This is a genomic window from Mangrovitalea sediminis (genome assembly GCF_002514725.1).
In the GTDB taxonomy this organism is placed as follows: Bacteria; Pseudomonadota; Gammaproteobacteria; order Pseudomonadales; family Oleiphilaceae; genus Mangrovitalea; species Mangrovitalea sediminis.
This window is the reverse complement of record NZ_NTLB01000001.1, coordinates 665229-689142: the sequence shown is the minus strand read 5'-3', so window position 1 is coordinate 689142 and position 23914 is coordinate 665229. Positions and strand designations below refer to the sequence as shown.

The 23914-nt window shown below is 60.0% G+C and carries 21 protein-coding genes; 14 read left to right on the top strand and 7 right to left on the bottom strand.

The window, feature by feature from the left end; all coding sequences use genetic code 11:
• Positions 1-4: 4 nt before the first annotated feature.
• Positions 5-1132: an aminopeptidase gene (locus tag CLR77_RS03290; RefSeq protein WP_097459143.1), complete on the bottom strand. Its 1128-nt coding sequence runs from the start codon at positions 1130-1132 to the stop codon at positions 5-7.
• 334 nt (positions 1133-1466) lie between these two features.
• Here CLR77_RS03290 and CLR77_RS03285 point away from each other — a divergent pair, with 334 nt between their 5' ends.
• Both CLR77_RS03285 and CLR77_RS03280 read left to right on the top strand, forming a co-directional pair.
• Positions 1467-5249, top strand: a complete 3783-nt coding sequence (locus CLR77_RS03285; protein ID WP_097459142.1) for a DUF1631 family protein — start codon at positions 1467-1469, stop codon at positions 5247-5249.
• Between the two features lie 153 nt (positions 5250-5402).
• Positions 5403-6269 (top strand): phosphoribulokinase, encoded by an 867-nt coding sequence (locus CLR77_RS03280; protein WP_097459141.1) that lies wholly within the window; start codon positions 5403-5405, stop codon positions 6267-6269.
• Between the two features lie 146 nt (positions 6270-6415).
• On the opposite strand, the gene CLR77_RS03275 is transcribed toward CLR77_RS03280, so the two are convergent.
• Positions 6416-7264 (bottom strand): pirin family protein, encoded by an 849-nt coding sequence (locus CLR77_RS03275; RefSeq protein ID WP_097459140.1) that lies wholly within the window; start codon positions 7262-7264, stop codon positions 6416-6418.
• Between the two features lie 29 nt (positions 7265-7293).
• Positions 7294-7896: an FMN-dependent NADH-azoreductase gene (locus tag CLR77_RS03270; protein WP_097459139.1), complete on the bottom strand. Its 603-nt coding sequence runs from the start codon at positions 7894-7896 to the stop codon at positions 7294-7296.
• Between the two features lie 106 nt (positions 7897-8002).
• Here CLR77_RS03270 and CLR77_RS03265 point away from each other — a divergent pair, with 106 nt between their 5' ends.
• Positions 8003-8926 (top strand): LysR family transcriptional regulator, encoded by a 924-nt coding sequence (locus CLR77_RS03265; protein ID WP_198962647.1) that lies wholly within the window; start codon positions 8003-8005, stop codon positions 8924-8926.
• A gap of 27 nt (positions 8927-8953) precedes the next feature.
• On the opposite strand, the gene speD is transcribed toward CLR77_RS03265, so the two are convergent.
• Positions 8954-9745: an adenosylmethionine decarboxylase gene (speD, locus tag CLR77_RS03260; RefSeq protein WP_097459138.1), complete on the bottom strand. Its 792-nt coding sequence runs from the start codon at positions 9743-9745 to the stop codon at positions 8954-8956.
• A 348-nt stretch (positions 9746-10093) separates the two neighbouring features.
• Complete coding sequence (locus tag CLR77_RS03255; RefSeq protein ID WP_097459137.1) at positions 10094-10516, bottom strand: OsmC family protein; 423 nt, start codon at positions 10514-10516, stop codon at positions 10094-10096.
• Between the two features lie 313 nt (positions 10517-10829).
• Here CLR77_RS03255 and crp point away from each other — a divergent pair, with 313 nt between their 5' ends.
• Complete coding sequence (gene crp, locus CLR77_RS03250) at positions 10830-11471, top strand: cAMP-activated global transcriptional regulator CRP (protein ID WP_097459136.1); 642 nt, start codon at positions 10830-10832, stop codon at positions 11469-11471.
• A gap of 166 nt (positions 11472-11637) precedes the next feature.
• Positions 11638-12747 carry a M14 family zinc carboxypeptidase gene (locus CLR77_RS03245; protein WP_097459135.1) on the top strand — a complete coding sequence of 370 codons (1110 nt, stop codon included), beginning with the start codon at positions 11638-11640 and terminating at the stop codon, positions 12745-12747.
• A gap of 62 nt (positions 12748-12809) precedes the next feature.
• Here CLR77_RS03245 and CLR77_RS03240 read toward each other — a convergent pair whose 3' ends face one another.
• Positions 12810-13727: a LysR family transcriptional regulator gene (locus CLR77_RS03240; RefSeq protein WP_097459134.1), complete on the bottom strand. Its 918-nt coding sequence runs from the start codon at positions 13725-13727 to the stop codon at positions 12810-12812.
• Between the two features lie 99 nt (positions 13728-13826).
• Between CLR77_RS03240 and CLR77_RS03235 the strand changes: the two genes are divergently transcribed.
• The 9 genes from CLR77_RS03235 to CLR77_RS03195 all read left to right on the top strand — a co-directional run bounded on the left by CLR77_RS03235 (position 13827) and on the right by CLR77_RS03195 (position 22082).
• Complete coding sequence (locus CLR77_RS03235) at positions 13827-15152, top strand: aminotransferase family protein (protein WP_097459133.1); 1326 nt, start codon at positions 13827-13829, stop codon at positions 15150-15152.
• Complete coding sequence (locus CLR77_RS03230; RefSeq protein WP_097459132.1) at positions 15149-15850, top strand: CoA transferase subunit A; 702 nt, start codon at positions 15149-15151, stop codon at positions 15848-15850. Before CLR77_RS03235 ends, CLR77_RS03230 begins: the two co-directional genes overlap by 4 nt.
• Positions 15840-16493, top strand: a complete 654-nt coding sequence (locus CLR77_RS03225; protein WP_097459131.1) for a 3-oxoacid CoA-transferase subunit B — start codon at positions 15840-15842, stop codon at positions 16491-16493. The genes CLR77_RS03230 and CLR77_RS03225 overlap by 11 nt, the downstream gene beginning before the upstream one ends.
• The gene (locus CLR77_RS03220; RefSeq protein ID WP_097459130.1) at positions 16493-17761 is read left to right on the top strand and encodes an ArgE/DapE family deacylase; all 1269 of its coding nucleotides are present in this window, start codon (positions 16493-16495) and stop codon (positions 17759-17761) included. The genes CLR77_RS03225 and CLR77_RS03220 overlap by 1 nt, the downstream gene beginning before the upstream one ends.
• Positions 17758-18933 (top strand): acetyl-CoA C-acyltransferase, encoded by a 1176-nt coding sequence (locus CLR77_RS03215; RefSeq protein ID WP_097459129.1) that lies wholly within the window; start codon positions 17758-17760, stop codon positions 18931-18933. Before CLR77_RS03220 ends, CLR77_RS03215 begins: the two co-directional genes overlap by 4 nt.
• Before the next feature lie 54 nt (positions 18934-18987).
• Positions 18988-19641: an amino acid ABC transporter permease gene (locus CLR77_RS03210; RefSeq protein ID WP_097459128.1), complete on the top strand. Its 654-nt coding sequence runs from the start codon at positions 18988-18990 to the stop codon at positions 19639-19641.
• Positions 19638-20360, top strand: coding sequence for an amino acid ABC transporter ATP-binding protein (locus CLR77_RS03205; protein ID WP_097459127.1), 723 nt, complete (start codon positions 19638-19640; stop codon positions 20358-20360). Before CLR77_RS03210 ends, CLR77_RS03205 begins: the two co-directional genes overlap by 4 nt.
• Positions 20361-20416: 56 nt before the next feature.
• On the top strand, positions 20417-21217 hold the full coding sequence (locus tag CLR77_RS03200; RefSeq protein ID WP_097459126.1) for a transporter substrate-binding domain-containing protein: 801 nt from the start codon (positions 20417-20419) through the stop codon (positions 21215-21217).
• A gap of 250 nt (positions 21218-21467) precedes the next feature.
• Positions 21468-22082: a glutathione S-transferase family protein gene (locus tag CLR77_RS03195; protein ID WP_097459125.1), complete on the top strand. Its 615-nt coding sequence runs from the start codon at positions 21468-21470 to the stop codon at positions 22080-22082.
• 58 nt (positions 22083-22140) lie between these two features.
• Here the strand turns inward: CLR77_RS03195 and CLR77_RS03190 are convergent, their stop codons facing one another.
• Complete coding sequence (locus CLR77_RS03190; RefSeq protein ID WP_097459124.1) at positions 22141-23910, bottom strand: GspE/PulE family protein; 1770 nt, start codon at positions 23908-23910, stop codon at positions 22141-22143.
• Positions 23911-23914: the final 4 nt, after the last annotated feature.

Below are 23914 nucleotides of genomic sequence, written 5' to 3'. Positions count from 1 at the left end.
TCGGTTATGGCTGGCCGCAAAAGGTGCCAGCTGGCTCTGCTGCGCCCTGTTGCAGCTGCTGGAGGGCGCCGCGCCGCGCCTTTGGGGCGCGTTCTGCGAGCTGCCGGGCAGCGTTATAAAATGCCGGTAGCTGACCGTTACAGTGTGTGAGCAGGGCGCGGAAGGCTGGTACGTCGCCGGTATACTGCTGCAGTGCCATCAGCTTGGCATTGTTTAGCGGCGTATTCGGCCAGTCGCTGCTAACGCCCGGCCAGCGGGTGATGAGCGCTCTCAAGCGGGTTTGTGCCTCCAGCAGGATGTGTGCTTTCCGCCGGCGCTTTTCGTGATAGTCCAATGAGGCGTCCCCATAAAGCTTTTGCAGTTGCCGGACGGTCTCTTTCTGCCACTGGTCGATTTGTGCCTGCCGTTGCTGCCCGCTTAGCCAGGCCTGACGCTGTGCGGGCGTTCCACGCTGCTCTAGCCAGCGGCGCACTCCTTCCTCCTGTACCGTAGTTGCGAAACTCTCGTTAAAGGTCGTATCGCCCTTCACAAACAGCACCCGGTGTGCCAGTTCGTGGAAGACCAGGCCGGCCCGGGCGGTCTCCGGATAATCCCAAAAGGTGCTGAGCACCGGGTCATCGAACCAGCCCAGGGTCGAATAGGCCGGAACGCCGCCGACCCAGGTATCCAGGCCTTTTGCCCTAAGCTGGTTGGCCAGTGCCTGAGCGTCCGCCTGGTGGAAGAACCCGCGGTATCCGTGACAGCCGATCACCGGGTAGCACCAGGTATAGGCTTTCAGGGCCAGCGGCTGTGAGGCCACCACATTCCAGGCAACGTAAGGCCTGTCGAGGGCGACATAGGTGGAGTAATTGTCACCAACGGGCAGGTCCAACTGGTCCCGTGCGAACCGCCGCAGTTGTTGGATCCCGGCAAGATTCCTGCGTAGCGGCGCTGGCGTGGAGGGGTTTTGCAGGAGCTTTGGAATGGGTTCCCGGGCAGAGAGCAGGCTGAGCTCGCCATGCACGGCCTGACCGTAGTAGGCGATCTCGCTGCAGCCGCCCAGGCACAGCAGGACAAACATCAGCAGAATGTTTCGCGCCCCAAGCCGGCTCCGGCATGGCCGGGCCCTATCGGTAACAGACTGATGGCTCATTTCCAAAGGATTACCCCGCTGGCCGGGACTAAGTCGTGGGGCCGTCTATACTGAGAAAGCGCCGATTACTCAGGGTTCCCTCCGACGGGATGTGAACGCGTTTCGGCGGTCGCGTACGGCCAGGAACGGAGTATGTTCAGTCCGTTCCCTTTGGCTAATAGGCGATAGGTGGGCGACATGTCATGATTGCCGTCCTTTGGGGCTGGGTATGGTCTGACCTTTTCGGCCTGCCCACAATAAAAACGCACGTGACCGCCATCGATAGGTACACGCCTGCATAATAGCCCGATCTCGGATTTTGCTGACAGAAACATCAAGGAACCGGAACCGCTAAATGGAACCGCAGGACCGCCGCTCAAGTCCCCGCAGGCCGATCAAGCTTGCCGCACAGTTGTCGTTAGGCCGCCATAATTGGTCATGCCAGATTGCCGACTTCTGTGCGGAAGGCCTTTTTATCCGTTATTCCACCGATACGGGACGGCAACTGGACAGCGTGTTGGAGCGGGAGCCGACACCCCACGATTTCGACCTGATCTTCCAGGAGCCTGACAATGCCCGTGAACACCGGATGCGGGTGCGCCGGGTGCGCGCGATCAATGGCGCCATGGGGGTGGTATTCAGCCAGATATCGACGACCACGATTGATGCCATGTTGCGGCTTTGCGGCAGCAGTGGCGAGCAGGATGCCTCTGTCCTGCGGTCGGGTTCCGACCGGGGACAATTCATCCTGCGGCAGTGTACGCGAGCCATCGTGCAGCACATCGAACCGCTGATGACCGAGTGCTTTAAAACGCTGGAGAACGAGCTGCAGAATGCCGCGACAGCGGCCATCAGCGACCAGGTCGCCAATGAGATGATGGACGCTGTGGTGCAGATTCGGGCCCGGCAGCGACCGCTTTGGCACCAGATGGTGATTGCCCTGGAATCGCCGGTAAAGGCGGGGCGTCAGGCGGGGGGTGTTGCCCAGGAGCTGTCCCTGGTGGACAAGGGTGAGTTCGAGGATTGGTTGACGCTCAAGGTCATGGTGACCAAGGCCGAGACCCAGTACCGGGGTGAATTGTTGCAGTTGCGGATGCGGCTGGACAAGCTCGGTGTGATTAACGCGACCGGACAGCAGAACCCGCTGGGTCCGGTGCTGGCGTGTGACGCCTTCCGTCATGCCCTTGAAATCCTGCGTTTTTCCCGTGCCGTGGAAAAAATCTGCCTGCGCACCTTCGAGCAGGTCGTGCTGAAGTCGCTGGGCGAACTGTACGCGGAATTGAATCAGTTGCTGATCCGGCAGGGTATCCTGCCTGACCTGGATCTGAGCCGCTATCTGGCCGACCGCAAATCCGGCAAGGAGGCCGGGACGCCCGTCGAAAAACCAAAGAAACCGGAAGAAAAAAAGGCGGAAGCGCCTGCGGAGAAAAGTCCCGAACCCGCGGAGCGCAGCACTGCCGCTACTGGAACGACGCCGCGCCCAGGTTCGGTGCCGGGCGATAGCAGCCGAACCTTCCATCAGCATCAATTGCAGGCGCAGTCCGCATTTGCCACGGTCCGCAACCTCCTGGGAACCCTGCAGAGCGGCCGTATGCGGCCGGCAGAACCCTCTTTCCCGACAACAGCCAACCCCTTGTCTGCCGGAGAGTTGCAGCGGGAGTTACAGGGTTTGCAGGTCGATGAGGCCCGTCAGGAAGCGCCGCCCGAAGAAGGTTTGCGTTCGCGCATACTGGCGCAGATTCGCTCGGCCGGAGACCGCGGTCTCAATGAAGAGCAGTTGGCCTCGCTGGATGTGGTCGACCGCTTCTTCGGTAGCATGTTGCACAGCCCGCGTTTGGGCGAGACGGCAAGGGACCAGTTGCGGCGCCTGGAAGTGCCTGTCTTCAAAGTGGTATTGCGCGATCCCCAGTTCTTCGAGGATGAAGAAAACCCGGTAAGGGCGGTCATGAATCGTGTGGCGGAACTGGGTGTCAAGGGTGGCCGCATGAGCAGCGTGATACAGCGGCGCGTGGAGGGACTGGTTCAGCGTCTCAATACGGAATTCGAACAGGATACCCAGGTTTTCGGCGATGTGCTGGGGGAGCTCGACGAGATGATCGAGCGTCAGAACCTGGTGTACCGACGTAATGTGGAGCGGGTTACGGCCGCGGCTGAAGGCGCCCAGAAGGTTGAGGACGCCAAGTTCGCCGTTGCCGAGGAAATCGATCGCCGCCTGTCGGGTCGTAAAGTCCCCAAGGCCATGATTTCCCTCCTCAATGGCGGCTGGCGCGACTTGCTGTCCCTGACCTGGATTCGTCAGGGGCCGGACAGTGCGCTCTGGCAAGATTATCTGGCCGTGCTGGATACCCTGCTGGGGCTGGGCAACGACCCCTCGATCCCGGTGAATCTGGCAGAGCTCTTGCGCACTATTCAGGAAGGACTGGCGTCGATTTCCAGCAACCACATGCCGTCGGGGCAGATCCGTGACGAGCTGAAGAAGTTCCTGGTCGGGCGGCATGAAGGTTCCCAGGAAATGATCGAGATGCCGGAGCGGTCGGAATCCAGCTCTTCGGTGCCGGTCGGGATGAGCGAAATGCAGCAGCGCAGTCTGCAGCGATGGATATCCCGGGCTCAGCGGTTACAGGTGGGAGACTGGCTACGTTATCAGGAAGATCCGGCAAATCCCCAGTACATGCGCCTGGTTTGGGTGGCGCGTGAGCTGACGCGATTCGTTTTCGTCAATCACCAGGGGATGAAAGTGGTCGAGCGCGACGTGACGACGCTCGCCCAGCAGCTCCAGCAAGGGCTGATCGTGCCGGATCCCAACTACGACCGCCCCATCGTCGACGAGAGTATCGATCGTATGGTGAAGACGGTGTACGACCAACTCTCCTGGGCCAGCAGTCATGACGATCTGACCGGCTTGGCCACCCGCCGGGAATTCGAACGGGAATTGGACCGCTACCTCGAGCGTTGCGGACATGAGGGTGATACCACGCTGGCCTGGATCGATCTGAGGCAGTTCCGCCTGCTTAACGATACCGCCGGTTCGGCGGCTGGCGATGAGGTGTTGCAGCAGGTGGCCAAGCGCCTGCGGGGCCATGTTGGGGCGGATGGCAGTGTGGCAAGACTGGGTGGTGATGAATTCGCCATCCTGGTGCCGACAGTGGATGCGGAGTCGACCCTGTACACCCTGATCCATGAGATCGAGGGTATGCAGCCGATGTATGGTGGCCGCACCTACGAGATTTCAGCCAGTGTCGGTTGTGCTGCCAGCTCGGCGGTGCTGTCCAGTGGCGACCGTTGGCTCAAGGCCGCCTCTGAAGCCTGCCGCCTTGCCAAGCGCCAGGGTAACGGCCGTATCGACTGGGTGAAGGTTGCGGCCGATGAGCAATCCCAACGCGAACGCATTGCCGCCAAGATCGCCGGCATGGGGAACCTGGACGAAGAACGCATCCTGCTGCGAGCGCAGAAGATCATCCCGCTGCATGGCGAAACCCGCATGGGAACGCAATACGAAGCGCTGATCAGCATGTATGACGATAACGGCGAGTTGATCTCCACCGGAGAATTTGTCCGTATGGCGGAGCGCTACAATCGGATGCAGGCGGTCGACCGCTGGGTGGTGGGGCATGTCCTCGATTGGTTGCGCAGCCGGCCTCAGGGGCTGGAAAGGAACGGTGGCGTCTGTATCAACCTGTCGGGTCATTCGCTGAACGACGAAGACCTGCTGGAGTTCATCTACCATCGTCTCAGCGAACGGGATGCGCCCATCGAACGTATGTGGTTCGAGATCACCGAGGCTGCTGCGATCAATAACCTGCATGGTGTGATCGACTTCGTTAAGGAGCTGAAGGAACTGGGATGCCGGTTCTGCCTGGGCAATTTCGGCACTGGTGCCACTGCTTACGAGTTCCTGCGCAGCCTGCCGGTCGACCTGATCAAGATCGACGGCAGCTTTATCCGTAACATCCATCACAACGACACTGACCGGGTCATGGTGCGCTCCATGGTCGAGATGGCGCACTTCATGGGACGGGAGGTGATCGCCTCCCAGATTGAGGATAAGGCCGCTCTCGATATCCTGCGCGAGCTGGGCGTCGACTATGGCCAGGGCTATATCATCGAAAAGCCGAAGCTGCTCAGCAGCATGGATTGATTCCGCCTTCCGGCGCCGGATGACATAGCGGGCCCCGGCTGTCTCGTGCCACAATGCGCCGAAACGCGGAGGGACGGGCAGCCAGCGGCGCACTTGTCCCCCGGGAAATCGTCGATTTCCCAGAAATCCAGATGGCTGTATGAGTCCGATGCGATGTCCAAACGCTATCCGATCATCGCGGTGACCGGCTCTTCGGGGGCGGGCACCACGACGGCGTGCAATATCTTCAACAAGATTTTTGCCGGTGAGAATATCCGTGCCGCCATGGTCAGCGGCGACAGTTTCCACAAGTACACCCGGGAACAGATGACGCGGTTGGCGGCCAAGGGCCAATATGGCGAGCGGAACCATTTTGCGGCTGCGGCCAACCACATCGACAAGCTCGAGGCCTTGTTCCACGACTACAGCGCTTCGGGTATGGGGCATTTTCGTCATTACGTGCATGATGACGACCTGAGCCTGATCGAGGCGGGATACAAGCCCGGCACCTTTACGCCCTGGAAGGCATTGCCGCCGGATACCGACGTGTTGTTTTACGAGGGGCTTCACGGTGGCATCATCACTGACCAGTACAACCTGGCGCAGTATGTCGACCTGCTGATCGGGGTGGTCCCCATCGTCAACCTTGAGTGGATCCAGAAGATCTACCGGGATACGCGGCAACGGGGTTACACGCAGGAAGCGGTGGTGCAGACCATCATCAAACGTATGGATGACTATGTGCACGATATCGTGCCGCAGTTTTCCCATACCCATATCAACTTCCAGCGGGTACCGCTGGTGGATACGTCGAACCCCTTCATCGTGCGCGATGTGCCGAGTGACGATGAGAGCATGATCGTCATCCACTTCCGTGATCGCGGAACGGTGGAATTCCCCTACCTGCTGCAGATGATTCCCGGTAGCTCCATGTCGCGGCACGACACCATGGTCATTCCGGGAACCAAGTTACCCTTGGCGATGGACCTGATTGTGCGGCCCATGGTGCTGGAAATGATGGCGCACAAGCAGTTTGCCTGAGGTGGGGCCTAGTCTCGGTAGTGGAGTCAGCCTCGGAATAATCCCCTTTCCCCTCGTGGGATAGGGTTAGGGAGAGAGGGAAGCGGATTCCGGAAACACAAAAAAGCCCGCGGCTCAAGGGGCCGCGGGCAGTGTTGCGCTCCCCATCAGTCGGTCAGCGTCCCGTCCCGATAATCCTGTAGTGCCTGTTCCAGTTCATCGACCGTGTTCATGACAAAAGGACCGTATTGCGCCACCGGTTCCCGCAGCGGTTTGCCTGCCAGCAGCAGGGCACGAAGACCGTCAGGCCCGGCGGTGATGCGCACGCTGTCACCGTCGCCGAGTACGCCTGCGGCACTGTGCGGCAGTGCCTCCTGTCCGATCCGGCCGCTGCCGTCATAGGCATAGACAAAAGCGTTGCGGTCGCCTGGCAATGCCGTTTCGAAGACGGTATCCGGCGGCAGGTTGAGGTCAACGTAGAGTGCTTCCGTGCTGAGTCCCTGAACCGGCCCGGCAACCGTGTCGCCGGCGACGTCGATGCTACCGGCAATTACCTTGGCCGTGCCGCCTTCAGGCAACGTGGCGACGGGAATCTCCTCCGCCGGTATGTCGCGGTAGCCTGCCGCCTTCATTTTTTCGGCGGCGGGCAGGTTGATCCACAGCTGGAATCCACGCATCAGTCCTTCGCTTTGTTGCGGCATTTCCGAGTGGATAATGCCGCGGCCGGCCGTCATCCACTGGACCCCTCCGCTGCGCAGGTTGCCGCGGTTGCCCAGATGGTCCTCATGCAGCATGTGGCCGTCGAGCATGTAGGTGACCGTCTCGAATCCCCGGTGAGGATGTGCCGGAAAGCCCGCGATGTAGTCGTTGGCATCGGCGGAGTAAAACTCGTCCAACATCAGGAAGGGATCGAGTCGTGCCTGCTGGCTCTGGCCCAGCGAACGCTTTAGGCGAACGCCTGCGCCGTCGCTGGTTTCCATGCCGCTGATAACACGTTGCAGTGGTCGCATACTCATGGTGTCCTCCTTCCGGGAATCGTTGCTGATCAGGCGGACAGTCGCTCGATATGATCGGCTGCCTGTGCCAGGGCTTCACGCTTGTTATCTTCGCTGACATTGAGGCCCTCAGCATAGATAAACTTCAGATCCTTCAGGCCGATGAAGTTCAGGAACGTCGTCAGGAACGGCGCCTGGCTATCAGTTGGCGTGTCCTTGTAGAAGCCGCCGCGGGCAGCCAGGATGTACACCGGGCGGTCCTCCAGCAGTCCCTCAGGGCCGTTTTCCGTATACCGGAAGGTCACGCCGGCGCGCGCAATATGGTCGAAGTAGGCCTTCAGTACCGAGGGTACGCCGAAGTTGTACATGGGAACCCCCAGTACCACGGCTTCCGCCTGACGCAGTTCTTCAACCAGGGCATCGGACTCGTCCAGGATGGCCTGCTGTTCCGGCGTGCGGCTTTCCGGCTGGCTGAACAGAGCGCCAACGCGTTGTCCGTCCAGGTGCGGCAGCGGGTTCGTGGTCAGGTCGCGGACTACGAGCTTGGTGCCCGGGTTTTTGCGCAGGTACGACTGCACGAATTGGTCGGCCAGTTTGGACGAGTTGCCATTGTCGCCGAAGATGCTGGATTTGATCTGAAGTAAGGTTGCCATGGTGTTGGTCTCCGTGGTTCGTTGTCGATGAGACCAGTAAACTATTTATTGATCAGATAAAAAACGGTATAAAATCGGGTATAAGCATCGAACGAATAGATAGATTATGGCGATGACCAACACACCCAATCCCAAAATCACCCTGGAGCAGTGGCGAACCCTGCTCGCGGTGGTCGATGCCGGGGGCTATGCGCAGGCTGCCGAACGGCTGGATAAAAGCCAGTCGTCCGTCTCTTACGCGGTTCAGCGGATGGAAAAGACGCTGGGGTTGAATATCTTCCGCATCGAGGGGCGGCGGGCTGTCCTGACCGATGCCGGGCAGGTGCTTTATCGCCGGGCCCGTTTCCTGGTCGACGAGGCCAGTGAACTGGAGGGGGCCGCCTGCGAATTTGCGGCGGGCACCGAGGCCCGCATCGGACTTGCCGTCGAGCAGTTGGTGCCGGCGGACATTGTGCTCTACGGGTTGTCGCGCTTCGCCGAAACCTTTCCCCATACCCAGATTGAACTGTACGAATCGGTGCTCAGCGGCACCGAGGACGCGCTGCTCACCCGGCAGGTGGATCTGGCGATCTGCACCACGGTGCCTGTGGGATTTCTCGGCAGCGTCATCATGCGCAGTCATTTCATTGCGGTTGCCCATCCCGATCACCCCTTGCATCAGTTGGGGCGCGAGGTGACCTATCGCGACCTGCATCAGCACCGGCAGATTATCCTGCGGGATTCCGGTGTCCACCGCAGACGGGATGCCGGCTGGCAGGAGACGGACCAGCGTTGGACGGTGTCGCACATGACGACCAAGATCAGCGCACTGAAGGCCGGTCTCGGCTTTTCCTGGATGCCAAGGGAAATGATCGAGCGGGACCTGAGTGAAGGGCATCTCAAGCCACTGCCTCTGCGCGAGGGCGCGGAACGACAGTCTGAGATATTCCTGGTGTTCGCAGACCGGGATCTGGCAGGCCCGGCGACCCGGGCCCTGGGAGAAATATTCCGCAGCGAAGCGAAGGAGTGCGTACGCCGATTGCGAAAATAGGGCAAGGCGGCCTGGCAGCCGCCCGTGTCAGATCAGATTGCGCGAGTAGAAGATTTCCAGCATTTCCCGCTGCAGGCGGTCGCGGATATTGTCCGCTTCCTTCGGATCCAGCTCGTTGGCGTTGACGCCAAAAACGTAGTTTTCCAGATTGAACTCCTTCAGGATCATCTTGGTGTGGAACAGATTCTCCTGGTACACGTTCACGTCGATCATCTGATAGGCGTTCTGCGTGTCTTCGCTCAGGTAGTTCTGGATCGAGTTGATATCGTGATCGATGTAGATCTTGGTGCCATCCACTTCGCGGGTAAAGCCGCGGACCCGGTAATCCACGGTGACGATGTCGGAATCGAAACTGTGGATCAGGTAGTTCAGGGCCTTCAGCGGCGAAATCAGGCCGCAGGTCGACACGTCAATGTCCGCACGGAAGGTGCTGATGCCTTCGTGAGGATGGCTTTCCGGATAGGTGTGCACAGTCACGTGGCTCTTATCCAGGTGCGCCACGATGGCGTCTGGCAGGGGGCCTGGTGATTCCTCATTGGTGCCCGGGGCGGGAGCCAGCTCGTGCTCGGCGATCAGCATGGTGACGCTGGCGCCGTGCGGCTCATAGTCCTGGCGGGCTACGTTGAGGATGTTGGCTCCGATGATCTTGACGACGTCAGTCAGGATCTGGGTCAGGCGCTCGGCGTTGTACATCTCATCGATATAATCGATGTAAGCGCGGCGCTGGTCCTCGGTCTGCGCATAGCAAATGTCGTAGATATTGAAGCTCAACGACTTGGTCAGGTTGTTGAAACCGTGGAGTTGCAGTTTCGTTTGCATCAACAGCCTCCCCAATAAACAGGAGATGAATGTCTACAAGCTCTTAATGAGCGCCGCGGCGGTTGCCAGTGTGGAGGGCGCGATATAGCGCTCTTTGCTGGCCCCGTACGCCAGGGCTCACTCCGGCTTGCCAAAGACCGCCAACGAAGTCTGATCGTGAGCTGATCACGATTTGCGCAGACAGGCGGAGAGGGTGCGTATTATGCACACTCAGCAAGCCGCTGAACAGGGTTCCCCGTGACCTTTTTTTCGTCGAAGGGAACCCGCTGCCCGGGCCTTTGCTGGTGCGGGATTGCGGGAGCTCCGGATGTTTCCGGCAAGTGCCTGAATTTTGGGAACCCGGCGCGGTCAGGATGCGTCGCGAATCTCGTAGTCGTGGGTAATCTCAACGCCGCCTTTTTCCAGCATGATGGAGGCCGAGCAATACTTCTCCGCGGACAGCGCCACGGCGCGTTTCACCTGGGCTTCCTTCAGGTTGCGGCCGGTGACGATGAAGTGGATATGGATGCGTGTGAATACGGAGGGGACCGCGTCGGCTCGCTCTGCGGTCAGCTCTGTCACGCAGTCCGTCACGTCCTGACGGGATTTCTTCAGGATGCTCATGACGTCGAAAGAGGTGCAGCCACCCAGACCGAGCAGCAGCATTTCCATGGGTCTTGGTCCCAGGTTCTGGCCGCCATGATCGGGCGGGCCGTCGATCACGACACTGTGGCCCGAGCCGCTGGTGGCCTCGAAGCTGGCGCCGCCGGTCCATTTGATAGAGGCTTTCATTGACATGATCCCCGGTCCAACGATGAATTTGGGGCGAAAAGATAACATACCGCCGTTATGGCTGTCTGCGTCGGGGGCGGACCGGTGATCCTGGAAAACTGAACAGCAAGACATTCTCAAGTCTTGATCTATACTCACTTTTACGGGGTGGGGGAGTGCCATCGCATTCCCCGCAGGCTTGCCGCGAGTTGTTGTGACAGAATCACAGGATTGTTATAAAACCGACCTTCCGCTTTTTTCAGGACACGGATGTGGTTGGCCATAATAAAGACAACAGCAAGGGCAGGCAGTCAGAGGAGACAGGACGCGTATTATGGTAACGATCGTCAAACCGGTGGAGCAGAAAACCAAACACCTGGATTATTTCCTTTCCCAGTGCCATCGCCGTCGTTATCCCGCCAAGAGCACCATTATCTATGCGGGCGACAAGAGCGATTCGCTGTTTTACATCATTAAGGGATCGGTCACTGTCATTATCGAGGATGATGACGGCCGAGAGATGATCATGGCCTATCTTAATGCCGGCGACTTCTTCGGTGAGATGGGCCTGTTCGACAACATGGATTCCCGTAGTGCCTGGGTCAAGGCCAAGACGGAGTGCGAAGTCGCGGAGATCAGCTACACCAAGTTCCGCGAAATCACCCAGCAGGATCCGCGTGTGCTCTACTTTATCGGCGAGCAGATGGCGACCCGGCTGCGTCAGACTACCCGTAAGGTGGGCGATCTGGCCTTCCTGGATGTCACCGGCCGTGTGGCCCGCACGTTGCTGGACCTGTGCAAGGAACCGGATGCAATGACGCACCCGGACGGTATGCAGATCAAGATTACCCGCCAGGAAATCGGCCGCATCGTCGGCTGTTCCCGCGAAATGGTCGGCCGAGTCCTCAAGACCCTGGAAGACCAGGGGCTGGTGCAGGTCAAAGGCAAAACCATGGTGGTGTACGGTACCCGCTGATTCCGCGACCAGGGACGGGGTCCGTTTACGGGTCCCGTCGACTTGGCTTGTTCATCGAACTTGTCCCAGATCCAGCTTGCAACCTGACTGTAACACGCGCTCGCCCCCAATCCGCTAAGCTGAGATTATCGATAGATAATCTTGCCCTTGTCGCGGACCTTCCCTGATGACAAACCGGAATGCCTTCCCGGAGCACAGCGCTCTGATCGTTGCTGAACAGTCCCGTCGCGACAGTCGACAACGACGCTCGGTCGCCAGCTTCCTTCCCGAACTGAACCAGTTGGAGCGTTTGCTGCTGGATGCGCCCGAACGGTTTCGCGCGCGCACGCTGCACCATGTCGAAGTCGAGGATATGACGTTGCCGCTGTATCGGGTCGATGTCGGCAGTTCTGATCCCGACGCGCCTGCGCTGGTGCTGGTTGGTGGTGTGCACGGTCTGGAGCGTATCGGCACCCAGGTGGTGATTGCCTGGCTGGAAAGTCTGTCTGAACGCCTGCGCTGGGACGAGAACCTGGCCAGTTTGCTGGACCGGGTGCGGGTTGTCGCCTTGCCGCTGCTCAACCCCGGCGGCATGTATCTCAATCAGCGCAGTAACCCGAATGGCGTCGACCTGATGCGCAACGCGCCGATCGAAGCCCAGGGCAAAATCACCTTCCTGCTGGGTGGCCAGCGAATCTCGCCGCGCCTGCCCTGGTACACCGGCGATGCCCTGGAAAATGGTATGGAACCGGAAAACCGGGCGCTGGAATCGGTGATCGAGGAGGCGGTCTCCGGTCATTCCTTCGGGTTGTCACTGGACTGTCATTCCGGTTTCGGCTGGCAGGACCAGATCTGGTTTCCCTACGCCTACCGCCGGCGACCCATGCGGCGTATTGCTTCTGTAATGGCACTCAAGCTCTTGTGGGAGCGGACCTATCCCCATCACAACTATGTTTTCGAACCGCAGTCGACCCATTACGTGACCCACGGCGACCTCTGGGATTACTTCTACAAAAGGGTCAACCGCCATCGCAACACGACGTTCATTCCACTGACCCTGGAACTGGGTTCCTGGCGCTGGATCAAAAAGCGGCCGCGCCAACTGTTCTCGATCCAGGGGCTGTTCAATCCGTTGGTGCCCCATCGTCACGAACGAGTGCTGCGCGGGCACCTGATGCTGATCGATTTCCTGCTCAGTGCCACCGCCCATTACCGCAACTGGGTGCCGACGGCGGAGCAGGAACCGCTGCTGCGTCAGGCTGCCATCATGCAGTGGTACCGCCAGACCCACTCCTGACGCAGGGCTGAGTCGCCGCGAGCTTGATGGTGGCTAACCTGTTGCGGTGAACGACGCTTCGACTATCGCCACGAGGTGTAATCCGTGGCCATTTCCCGCCCTTTCTGCCGTATCAGCTTCACCACGTTGGATTTTTTCCAATTTTCCCGGTACACCAGGCCAAAGCCGAAGTTGACGGCCGGGCTGAAGGGGCGCAGCGTCACCGCCTCGCTGTTTCCCAATTGGTCTTTCGCCGTGATGGGGTTCATCACGCTGATGCCGACACTGTTGGCAACCAGCGCGGCGATGGTGCCGATATTCGCTTCCGTCTTGCCCGCGATGCTGATGCTGTGCTGGGAGATCAGGTTCAGGAGGGGATCGGTACCCACATTGGGCTGGTTACTGATCACCAGGTACTGGTCACTCAGGTCCTGGATATCGATCTCCTTCTTGGTACAGAGCGCATGCTTCGCCGGCAACAGGCACATGGCCTGGGTGCTTAGCCAGTCTTCCACGATGAGCTGGCGGGAGGTGACCGGCGAGGTGACGACGCCAATGTCCGCATAGCCCGATTCCACACTCCGCACGACGTCATGGCTCGACATCATGTCGAAGCTGATGCTGAAGCCGCGGTTGTGTTCCAGGAGCGCGGCGATCAGATGCGGGATAAAGCCGAAAGACAGGCCGGGTATTGCCGCAATCCGCAGGCGAGAGGTGCCGAATTCCTTGAGCGCCAGGATGCTGTGGCGCATCTCTTCGACGTTCACCATCAGCCGCAGGATTTCCTCATAGAGTTCGCGGGCTTCGGGCGTGGCAATCAGTCGATTCTTTTCGCGCAGGAACAGCAGGATGCCGAGATTCTGCTCGAGTTGTGCCAGTGAGCGGCTGACGCCGGATTGCGTAATACCCAGCGTCCTGGCGGCTTGCGACGCCGTGCCTGCCTCGAACAGCGTTTTGAAAATCGCCAGTGCCTTCAGTGAGTGAATCGTAACGTCAGTCATGACTAAAACTCATCGAATTCGGTAAAAACATCATATATTGAAATAAGTACGTAAAGCTACGTAGACTGGGGTCACTTGGATATAAATTGGACAATGTCGATGACGAACTCGCCCCTGTTCTATCAAGCCGGCCCCGCTCTGCCGAATGTGAGTCATGGCCAGGGTGTCTATCTCTGGGATGAAAACGGCAAGCAGTATCTGGACGGCTGCGCCGGCGCAATTGTCTGTAGCCTGGGCCATGGCCGCACCGATATTCGCGATGCCATGACCGCACAGCTCGATCGCGTCGCCTTTACCTACCGTACCCAATTCGAGAATCCGCCGGCGGTGGCGTTGGCCACCAAACTGGTGGAATTGACCGGCGGCGCGCTGGAGAAGGTGTTCTTTGTGTCCAGCGGGTCCGAGGCGGTCGAATCCGCCCTGAAGCTGGCGCGTCAGTATTTTGTTGCCCGCGGTGAGTCGCAGCGAAAGCGTTTCGTCTCCCTGCGTCCCTCCTACCACGGCAGCACCCTCGGCGCCCTGGGCCTCACCGGCTATCAGCCGCTGGAGGCGCCTTTTGACGACATCACGCCGGCCTCGATCAAGGTTCCGGGTCCGGATTTCTATCGGCGTAGCGAGCGGGATCTGGGTGAGCACGTGCGTCAGATCCTGGACGAAACCCGGGCGCGGATCGAGGCCGAGGGTGGCGATCAGATCATTGCGGTGGCTGTCGAGCCGGTGGGTGGCGCCAGCACCGGTGCCCGAATGGTGAATAAGCAGTACCTGGAAGGGCTGCGCAGCCTGTGCGACGAGTTCGGTTGCCTGCTGATCTTCGACGAAGTGCTGACCGGCGTTGCCCGTACCGGTGCCTGGTTTGCCTACCAGCACTGGGGTGTGGTTCCCGATATCCTGACCACTGCCAAAGGGCTTGGTGCGGGCTATTACCCGGTAGGTGCGATGCTGGCGCGGGAGCATATCGTCGAGGCGGTCATGGCCTCCGGCGGTTTCCAGCATGGTCACACCTATGCTGGCAATCCGCTGGCCTGCGCCACCGGTCTGGCGGTGCTTGAGGCGATCGAACGTGAGTCGCTGCTCGACAATGTCGCCGCTCGTGGCGAGCAACTCCAGGCAGGACTCAAACAACTGCAGGCGCGCTATCCCTGGATCGGCGACGTACGGGGTCTGGGACTGCTCTGGGGTGTCGAGCTGGTTGCGGATGCTGAGCGCAAAACGCCGTTCCCTGCCTCGGCCAACCTGTTCAGTCGTGTGACGGCCCTGGCGAAGGAAGAAGGGTTGTTGATCTATCCCCGGCGTACCTTGAACGGCCTGGAGGGCGATCACTTCCTGATTTCGCCGCCGCTGACCATTGCCGCGGACGAAGTGGATGTGCTGTTGGAGCGACTCGGTCATGCGCTGGAGCGTCTGGACCGGGAGGTCAATGCATGACGCGTCTCGCGCAAAAGCTGACAACGGTCGAAGCGGCCATCGCCCGCATCCCCAGCGGTGCCACGCTGATGGTCGGTGGTTTCGGCTCGCCCGGTACACCCTTCGCGCTGCTTGATGAGTTGCTGGCGCAGGGGCAGGACGGTCTTACCCTGATCAAGAACGATGCCAACGAACCGGGTATCGGCATCAGCCGCTTGATCGAGGCCGGGCGGGTGTCCCGCCTGATCACCTCGCATATCGGCCTCAACCGTGTCGCCATCGAGGAAATGAACGAAGGGCGGCTCAGCGTGGAAATTTATCCCCAGGGCATTCTCGCCGAGAAGATCCGCTGCGCCGGCGCCGGTCACTATGGGTTCCTGACCGATATCGGCCTGGAAACGGATATCGGTATGCCGCGCCGGGAAATCGAATGTGAGGGGCGTAACTGGGCTCTGGAGCCGGCATTGCGTGCCGATTTCGCGCTGGTGCATGCGGGACTGTCGGATCGATACGGCAACCTGATCTACAACGGTACGGCGGCGAACTTCAATCCGCTGATGGCCATGGCGGCCGACGAGGTGATTGCCCAGAGCTTTCAGGTTGAAGAGCCGGGAGCGTTGAGTCCCACGACGGTCCATACACCCTGCGCCTTCGTCAGTTATCTGGTGCAGGTGCCCATGTCGTCCAGCGAGCAGGGGAGACGTGCCCATGCCGTATGATCAGCAACGCATCCTGGCCCGCGCGGCGAGGGAGATCGAGCCGGGGCAGATCGTCAATCTGGGGATCGGCCTGCCGTCGCAGCTTTTCAACTATATCCCCGATGAGGCCCAGGTGCTGGTGCACTCGGAGAATGGCATTCTCGGGGGACGCCCCTGTCATCCCGATGAGGCGATCGACTACGACATGATCGACGCCGGGGGTGCCTACATCACTACCTGTCCCGGTGCCAGCCTGTTCGACAGCAGTATGTCCTTTGCGATGATTCGCCGGGGGCGTGTCGATGTGACCTTTATGGGTGCCTTCGAGGTGGACGAGGTGGGCAACCTTGCCAACTGGAAGATTCCCGGCAAATTCTCGCCTGGTATCGGCGGGGCGATGGAACTGGCCCAGAAGGTCCGCCGCCTGGTGATCATGTGCTCGCACAATGACAAGCACGGTAATCCCAAGATTCTGCACCGCTGCCGCCTGCCACTCACGGCGCCCCGCTGTGTGTCTCGGATCATCACCGACAAAGCCGTGATGGACGTGACGCCGCAGGGCCTGGAGGTCGTGGACATTGCCGAAGGGCTGAGTATCGAAGAACTGCGTGCCGCCACTGAGGCGTCGCTGATCATCGACGCCTCGCGGGTGGGGAGCTACTGATGCTGAGTGCTGACGAAAAACGCCTGCTGCAGAGCTGCGATGCCGTTTTCGACACGACCCTGGAACTCACCGAAGATCTGGTCCGGGGCTACAGTGTACTGGGCAACGAGCAGGATGCCCTGAAAACGATGGAGCAGTGGCTGCGTGCCCTCGACCTGCCGGTCGAACGGGTCCCTCTCGACGCACCGGGGTTGGCGGACAACCCCCACCATGCGCCGGTGGACTGGTCCAATGAGGGGCGATACAGCCTGGTCTCGCGTCTTAACCCCGATGCTGCCGGAAAACATCTGGTTTTCAACGGACACCTGGACGTGGTGCCCGCCGACCCGGTCGATGCCTGGACACGTCCACCCTGGGAACCCTGGCGCAAAGATGGCTGGCTCTATGGGCGCGGCTCCGGTGATATGAAAGCCGGTATCGCGGCCATGGTCATGGCGGTCGAGGCGGTGCGCGAGTCCGGTCAGGACATCGATTTCCCGCTGACCCTGCAAACCGTGATCGAAGAAGAGTGTACGGGCAATGGTGCGCTGGCTTGTCTGCACCAGGGCTACACCGGTGACTTTGTGCTGATTCCCGAGCCCTTTGGGGCTCAGATCTACAGCGGTCAGGTAGGTGCGCTCTGGTTCCGTATCAAGGTGAGAGGTGTGCCGACCCACGTCCTCGATCCCAGGGCGGGAAGCAGCGCGATTGCACGGCTGCAGCAATATATTCCGGCACTCGAGGCGCTGGAAGAGGAGCTGAATGCCGCTCGTCAGGCTCCCTACGACTGCTTCGAACACCCGTTCAATCTCAATATCGGCAAGATATCCGGTGGTAACTGGGCGTCCAGTGTTGCCGCGTATGCGGAGCTGGAGGGTCGGCTGGCCTTCCCGCCGGGCATGACGCCGGCGGAGATCATGGATCGTGTACGAACGGTGATCGATGCCCGGCATGCCGTGATCGCCGATGAGAGCACACCCTCGCCGATAATCGAGTTCCATGGCTTCCGCTCCGAGGGCCATCTGGTCGACCTGCAGGCGCCGGGCATCAAATTGCTGTCCGAATGCCACGAGGCCCTGACCGGCGAATTGCCCCGGGAGTACCTGTCCACCTGCACCACCGACCTGAGAGCCTTCCATGTGGAGGGCGGTATCGCCGGCACCTGCTATGGCCCCATCGCCAAGCACATTCACGGCGTTGACGAGTGCGTGGATATCGAATCCATCCGCCAGACTCTGCAGACCTACGCGTTGTTCATCAGCCGTTGGGGCAAGGGGAATCGCTCATGAATCAGGCCTATCTCGTTGACTATGCCCGCAGCGCCTTCAGCCGGGCTCATCCCCGCAAGCCGGAAGTGGACGACTGGGCGCAGACTCGCGGTGACGAACTGCTGGCGCGCCTGATCGATCACCTGCTGGAACAACGGGGCCTGCCGGTCGATGCGGTTGAAGATCTGGCGATCGGTTGCGCACTGCCGGTCAAGGAACAGTGGAATTTCGGCGGACGTTATCCCCTCTGGCTGTCGCGACTGGGTAACGGATGCGCCACCCGGATGATCGATCAGCAATGCGGCTCCGGGCTGGCGGCCCTGCGCAGTGTCGCCCGTGAAATCCAGGTGGGAGCAGCCGAACTGGCGATGGCCGGTGGTTATGAAAACATGACCCGTGTGCCGATGGGACCGACCCTGTTCAATGAAGGCGTCCTCACGACGCCGGAGGCGTTGACCGGGGTGCCGGGGCTGGAGCTCAAGGTCGCCATGAACATGGGGCTGACCGCTGAGCGCCTGGCGAAGGAAGCGGGCATCTCCCGTGACGCCATGGACCGCTTTGCCCTGACCTCCCACCAGCGTGCCGATGAGGCGGAACGGGCCGGTCACCTGGCCGGCGAACGGGTGGCTCTGCCCAACGGCGCGGGTGACATGGTCCGGCAGGATGCCAATATCCGGGCCAGCACCACGCTGGAAAAACTTGAAACACTGAATCCGGTCTTCGTCGAAGACGGACAGATTACCGCGGGTAACAGCTCGCCTCTGACCTCGGGTGCCGCCGCCGTTACCCTGATGTCGGAGGAGGCTGTACGCCGCTACGACGCCACCCCCATGGCACGCATCGTCGGTTTCGCCGAATGCGGCGTGGCGCCGGAGATCATGGGAAGCGGTGCCGCTCGCGCCATCGAGCGGGTACTGGCGCAAACGGGACTGAACGCCGGACAGATCGATGCGTGGGAGATCAACGAGGCCTTCAGCGTTGTGCCGCTGTATGCCATCGAGCAACTGAGGCTGGACGCCTCTCGGGTCAATTGCTGGGGCGGCGCCCTGGCACTGGGCCATCCATTGGGCGCCACGGGTATTCGTCTTGCCGGCACCCTGGCACGGATTCTTGAGCATCGTCAGGGCCGGTACGGCTGCGCGGCAGCCTGTATCGGTGGCGGTCAGGGCATAGCGATGATACTGGAGCGCTGACCGATCCGGCGGCGGGCCATGACACATCGCTGAACGATATAGGATAAAAAAGACATGACATCGTTTCTGCATGATTTTATTGCCACCTTCCCTTCCTTTTTGGAGGCGGCCTGGATGACGTTGAAGCTGACCGGCGTGTCGCTGTTTCTGGCGATGATTATCGGTCTGGTCTTCGCCATGATGAAAGTCTCCAGGTTCAAGCTGCTGCATACCCTTTATGGGGGCTATGTCAGCCTTATTCGCGGAACCCCACTCATCGTACAGATCATGTGGCTCTACTTCGGCATCACCCAGTTTGTGGTGCTGACGGCCTTCTGGGCTGGCACCCTGGCGCTGGCCATCCATAGCGGCGCCTATATCGCCGAAATCTTCCGGGGTAGCATCCAGTCTGTCGACCGCGGCCAGATGGAGGCCGCCGAGTCGCTGGGCATGGTGCGCTCCCTGGCCATGCGCCGCATCATCCTGCCTCAGGCTTTCAAACGGGCCATTCCGCCGCTGGGCAACCAGTTCATTATCGGTCTCAAGGACTCCTCCCTGGTGGCCTTTATCGGCATTACGGAAATCTTCAGCCTGTCGATGAATCACGCTGCCGTGACCTTCAAGCAATTGGAGTTCTACTCCATCGCCGGCCTCTACTACCTGTTCATGGTCATGGTGTTCACTTTCCTTCTCAATCGACTTGAGAAACGTCTGGATACAGCCAAATGATCAAAGTCAGAAACCTTCATAAGTATTTCGGCGACCTGCACGTCCTCAAGGGTATCGACCTGGATGTCGATGCCAGTGAAGTGGTCGTGCTGATCGGGGCCAGTGGCTCGGGCAAGAGCACCCTGCTGCGCTGCCTGAATTTTCTGGAAATGAAGAACGAAGGCACCATTTCCCTGCTCGGTGAGGAAATCGACCCCAAGAAGACGCCCCTGCACAAGGTGCGTGAGCGCGTGGGTATGGTGTTCCAGCATTTCAATCTGTTTCCGCACATGACCGTGCTGGAGAACATCATCGAAGCGCCGGTACATGTTCGGCGCAAGCCCAAGGCAGAGGCCATCAAGCAGGCCAGGCATCTGCTGGAGAAGGTCGGTCTTGCCGACAAGGGCGACTATTACCCGGAGATGTTGTCGGGCGGCCAGAAGCAGCGCGTCGCCATCGCCCGGGCACTGGCCATGGAGCCTGCGGTCATGCTGTTCGATGAGCCCACCTCGGCGCTCGACCCGGAACTGGTGGGCGAGGTGCTCGAGGTGATGAAGAGCCTCGCCGCCGAGGGCATGACGATGGTGATCGTCACCCACGAGATGGGCTTTGCCCGTGAAGTGGCCGACCGCGTGATCTTCCTCGACAACGGCACTATCGCCGAACAGGGCGAGCCCGAAACCTTTTTTACCTGCCCCACCCACCCGAAGGCACAGCAGTTCCTGAGCCGGGTGCTTTGAGCGCCCGATTCGTGTCCTGCATATAACATCTGTTACGACAACAGGAGAGCATAATAATGAGCACATTCCCAAGACGATCTAACCTGACCCAAACGCTGTACAGAAAACTGTTCGCGACCTGTGGCGCACTGGTACTGGCGCTCAGCGCAACGCTGCTGCCGGCCGGACATGTCCAGGCCGAAGGCAAGACGTTTTCCTTCGCCATGACCGGTCTGTACCCGCCGTTCAGCTACCGTGACGGCAGCAAGCTGGAGGGTTTCGATGCCGACATCGGCCGTGCGCTGGCCGCCCAGATGGGTATGAAGGCGGAGCCTGTGGCTCAGCCCTGGCAGACACTGATCGCGGCCCTTAAGGCAAATCGCTTCGATGCCATTATCGGCAGCATGGCAATCACGCCGAAGCGTCTGGAAGCGGTCAACTTCTCTGACCCCTACTACAAATCCGGCGCTCAGGTTTTCATTAGCGCCAACAACCAGAACCTCCATTCTGTCGACGATCTGCACGGCAAGACCATCGGGGTGCTGGTTTCCAGCACCTTCGAGGCGACGGCCAAGAAATACACCAGCCACATCAAAACCTATACCGACGATGTCACCGCGCTGCACGACCTGACGGTTCCGGGTCGTCTGGATGCCGTGATCACCGATGAGCTGGTGGGCTCCAATGCCATCATGAAAGCGAACCTGGCCGTCAAGCGTCTGGGTGCGCCGCTGGACCTGGACAATATCGGTATCGCCGTCAACAAGAACAATCCCGAACTGCTCAAGAAGATCAACGAGGCCCTGGCAGCCATCAAGGCGAACGGCAAGTACGCCGAAATCAGCAAGCGCTACTTCGGACGTGATATCTCCAAGTAACGGGTTGCAACACCGGGGGAGTGCCTGCTTCCCCGGTTTCCTTTTTCCATACGCAATAACGCATCTTTCCCATATCCCTTGCCCTGTCGGTGTGCGGATTGTGAAACGGGATTCCGCTTGACGGATGGCGCCCCGCGGCGGCAGTCTTGAACCTCACGATTTTCCCTCCAGCGTCGGTGCTCCCGATGTGCCCGCCAGGTCCGGCGGAGAGGGTCGCTAACCAACAACAATCCGCGTGTGGGGTTATCCGATGAAGATCTATGAAATGAAAGTGGCGCCGAATCCCCGACGGGTGCGCATGTTCCTGGCTGAGAAAGGGATTCTGGATCAGGTGGAGTTCGTCGAGCTGAACCTGCAGAAAGGGGAAAACCTGACGCCTGAGTTTTCAGCCATGAACCCCATGAAAAAGGTGCCGGTGCTGGAGCTGGACGACGGTCGCCATATCGCCGAGACCATGGCGATCTGCCGCTATTTCGAAGAATTGCACCCGGAACCCGCGTTGCTGGGTCGAGACCCTTTCGAGAAAGCACAAGTCGAACAGTGGCTGCGTTGGATCGAACTCTATTTCTTCATGCCGACGGGCATGTGCTTCCAGCATTCATCGGGCTATTTCAAAGATCGCATGACGCCGATCGCGGAGTGGGGTGCCGAGTGTCGTAAGCAGGCAGAGGGCTTCTTCCGCTTCCTGGACCGGCACCTGGAAGGCCGTGAATTCATCGTTGGCGACAGTTTCTCTGCCGCCGATATCAATGCGCTGTGCACCATCGACTTCAACAAGGTCAACAGTCTGCGCATCGACCCGGAGCAAACGCATTTGAAAGCCTGGTACGACCGGATATCGAGCCGGCCTTCCGCCAGGGCCTGATCTCACGGCCAGCTGTAGCTGCCCGGGCAGGAAGACCTGTCCGGGCTTGTTGTGTTGGTTAAAGGCGAACCCGGTAGACCTCCGCCAGCGATATGTGACCGTCCCTGGCGAGCTTGAGGGCGCTGTCGGTCAGGCGGGTCATGCCATCCCTGACGGCTTGTTGTTCGATGACATCCGCCGCGACGTCCTGCCCAATCAGTTTGCGAAGTTCCGGCGTGACTTCCAGCAACTCATAGACCGCCATCCGGCCGCTGATGCCAGTGCCATTGCAGTGGTCGCAGCCGAGGCCGTGGAAAAAGGTTTCGTCTTCCGGTACGCCGAGAATACGGCACATCTCCGGGTCCGTCGGCTCCGGCGCCTTGCATTCCGGGCAGGTGCGACGGACCAGCCGCTGCGCCAGGACACCAATCAGGGCACTGTTGACCAGATAGGGTTCGACGCCGATTTCGATCAGGCGAGTGACGGAAGTGGCCGCGTCGTTGGTGTGCAGGGTGCTCAGGACCAGGTGGCCGGTGAGGGCGCTTTCCACGGCCATCTTCGCAGTTTCCTGGTCGCGGATCTCACCCACCATGACGACATCCGGGTCATGCCGGAGAATGTGGCGCAGCGCCCGGGCGAAGGTGTAGTCGGTGGCATGGTTGACCTGAATCTGGGTGATCCCGTTCAGGTGGTATTCCACCGGGTCTTCAACGGTAATGATGTTGACGTTGCTGTTCTTGAGATGACCCAGTGCCGTGTAAAGGGTGGTGGACTTGCCGGAGCCGGTCGGGCCGGTGACCAGGAATATGCCATTGTTGCGGGTCAAAAGGTGGCGCAACCGCTGAGCGTCGGCATCCTCGAAACCGAGCTGCTCCAGGTTCTTGAGGGCGAACTGGGTATCCAGCAGGCGGATGACGACGCTTTCCCCATGAATGGCCGGAATCACAGACAGGCGCAAATCGACGGTTTTTTGCATGTAATGGATGCGGGTGCGGCCGTCTTGTGGAACCCGGTGTTCAGAGATGTCCATGTTGCCCAGGATCTTGAGTCGACTGACGACGGCCGGCAACAGCTTCTTATCGAATGAGCGGACTTTCTGCAGGACGCCGTCGACCCTGAAGTAGAGATCCACGCCGGATTCCTGCGGGCGAATGTGGATGTCTGAGGCCCGGCGGACCAGGGCCTCGGTGATCATGTTCTTGACCAACTGAACGATAGGGCGCTCATGCCCCAGCTGTTCCTCGGCATTGACGTCCAGGTGAAACGGCTCTTTCTCGACGACAACATCCATATCGTCGAGTGCGCTCTGCATTTCCTGTCCACCATAGTGGGCGGCAATGGCATAACCGATATCGTCGGGCGATGAGATACACAGCTCCAGCACCTTGCCGGTGATAAAGCGAAGCATGTTGACCAGGTCGGTGTCGGTGGGGTCCTGCAGGGCAATCAACAGGCGGTCGCCTTCCAGCAGAAGGGGAACCACCATGTGTTTGCGGGCGAAAGAGGCCGGCACGCACGCCAGCGCCCTGGTTTCGACGTCGAAATGGCGCAGGGTGATATAGGGAACCCCGAAATGCTCGCTGAAACCGCGGAGGATCTGTTCCTGTGTGACGATGCCCATCTGCTGCAGCGTCTCTCCCAGCCGGAGATGGCTGATTTTCTGCTCTTCCAGGGCTTCGCTCAGCTGCGCGGTAGTGATGATCTGCATATCCAGCAGGACCTCACCCAGCGGCCGTGGCGTGTAGCGGTACTGGGTATTGTGATGGCGACGCAACTCATCAGCACTGGTAATCACCGGCTGGAAGGGATGATGGAATTGTGTGCTCGAAACCTGCTGTATATCGGTCATTGGC

Coding starts and splice junctions, on each gene's coding strand:
- speD (WP_097459138.1), bottom strand. CDS start 9,745: ATGCAAACGAAACTGCAACTCCACGGTTTCAACAACCTGACCAAGTCG.
- CLR77_RS03205 (WP_097459127.1), top strand. CDS start 19,638: ATGATCAAAGTCAGAAACCTTCATAAGTATTTCGGCGACCTGCACGTC.
- CLR77_RS03255 (WP_097459137.1), bottom strand. CDS start 10,516: ATGAAAGCCTCTATCAAATGGACCGGCGGCGCCAGCTTCGAGGCCACC.
- CLR77_RS03210 (WP_097459128.1), top strand. CDS start 18,988: ATGACATCGTTTCTGCATGATTTTATTGCCACCTTCCCTTCCTTTTTG.
- CLR77_RS03190 (WP_097459124.1), bottom strand. CDS start 23,910: ATGACCGATATACAGCAGGTTTCGAGCACACAATTCCATCATCCCTTC.
- CLR77_RS03265 (WP_198962647.1), top strand. CDS start 8,003: ATGGCGATGACCAACACACCCAATCCCAAAATCACCCTGGAGCAGTGG.
- CLR77_RS03240 (WP_097459134.1), bottom strand. CDS start 13,727: ATGACTGACGTTACGATTCACTCACTGAAGGCACTGGCGATTTTCAAA.
- CLR77_RS03215 (WP_097459129.1), top strand. CDS start 17,758: ATGAATCAGGCCTATCTCGTTGACTATGCCCGCAGCGCCTTCAGCCGG.
- CLR77_RS03195 (WP_097459125.1), top strand. CDS start 21,468: ATGAAGATCTATGAAATGAAAGTGGCGCCGAATCCCCGACGGGTGCGC.
- CLR77_RS03235 (WP_097459133.1), top strand. CDS start 13,827: ATGACGAACTCGCCCCTGTTCTATCAAGCCGGCCCCGCTCTGCCGAAT.
- CLR77_RS03290 (WP_097459143.1), bottom strand. CDS start 1,132: ATGAGCCATCAGTCTGTTACCGATAGGGCCCGGCCATGCCGGAGCCGG.
- CLR77_RS03230 (WP_097459132.1), top strand. CDS start 15,149: ATGACGCGTCTCGCGCAAAAGCTGACAACGGTCGAAGCGGCCATCGCC.
- CLR77_RS03225 (WP_097459131.1), top strand. CDS start 15,840: ATGCCGTATGATCAGCAACGCATCCTGGCCCGCGCGGCGAGGGAGATC.
- CLR77_RS03275 (WP_097459140.1), bottom strand. CDS start 7,264: ATGAGTATGCGACCACTGCAACGTGTTATCAGCGGCATGGAAACCAGC.
- CLR77_RS03245 (WP_097459135.1), top strand. CDS start 11,638: ATGACAAACCGGAATGCCTTCCCGGAGCACAGCGCTCTGATCGTTGCT.
- CLR77_RS03280 (WP_097459141.1), top strand. CDS start 5,403: ATGTCCAAACGCTATCCGATCATCGCGGTGACCGGCTCTTCGGGGGCG.
- CLR77_RS03220 (WP_097459130.1), top strand. CDS start 16,493: ATGCTGAGTGCTGACGAAAAACGCCTGCTGCAGAGCTGCGATGCCGTT.
- crp (WP_097459136.1), top strand. CDS start 10,830: ATGGTAACGATCGTCAAACCGGTGGAGCAGAAAACCAAACACCTGGAT.
- CLR77_RS03270 (WP_097459139.1), bottom strand. CDS start 7,896: ATGGCAACCTTACTTCAGATCAAATCCAGCATCTTCGGCGACAATGGC.
- CLR77_RS03285 (WP_097459142.1), top strand. CDS start 1,467: ATGGAACCGCAGGACCGCCGCTCAAGTCCCCGCAGGCCGATCAAGCTT.
- CLR77_RS03200 (WP_097459126.1), top strand. CDS start 20,417: ATGAGCACATTCCCAAGACGATCTAACCTGACCCAAACGCTGTACAGA.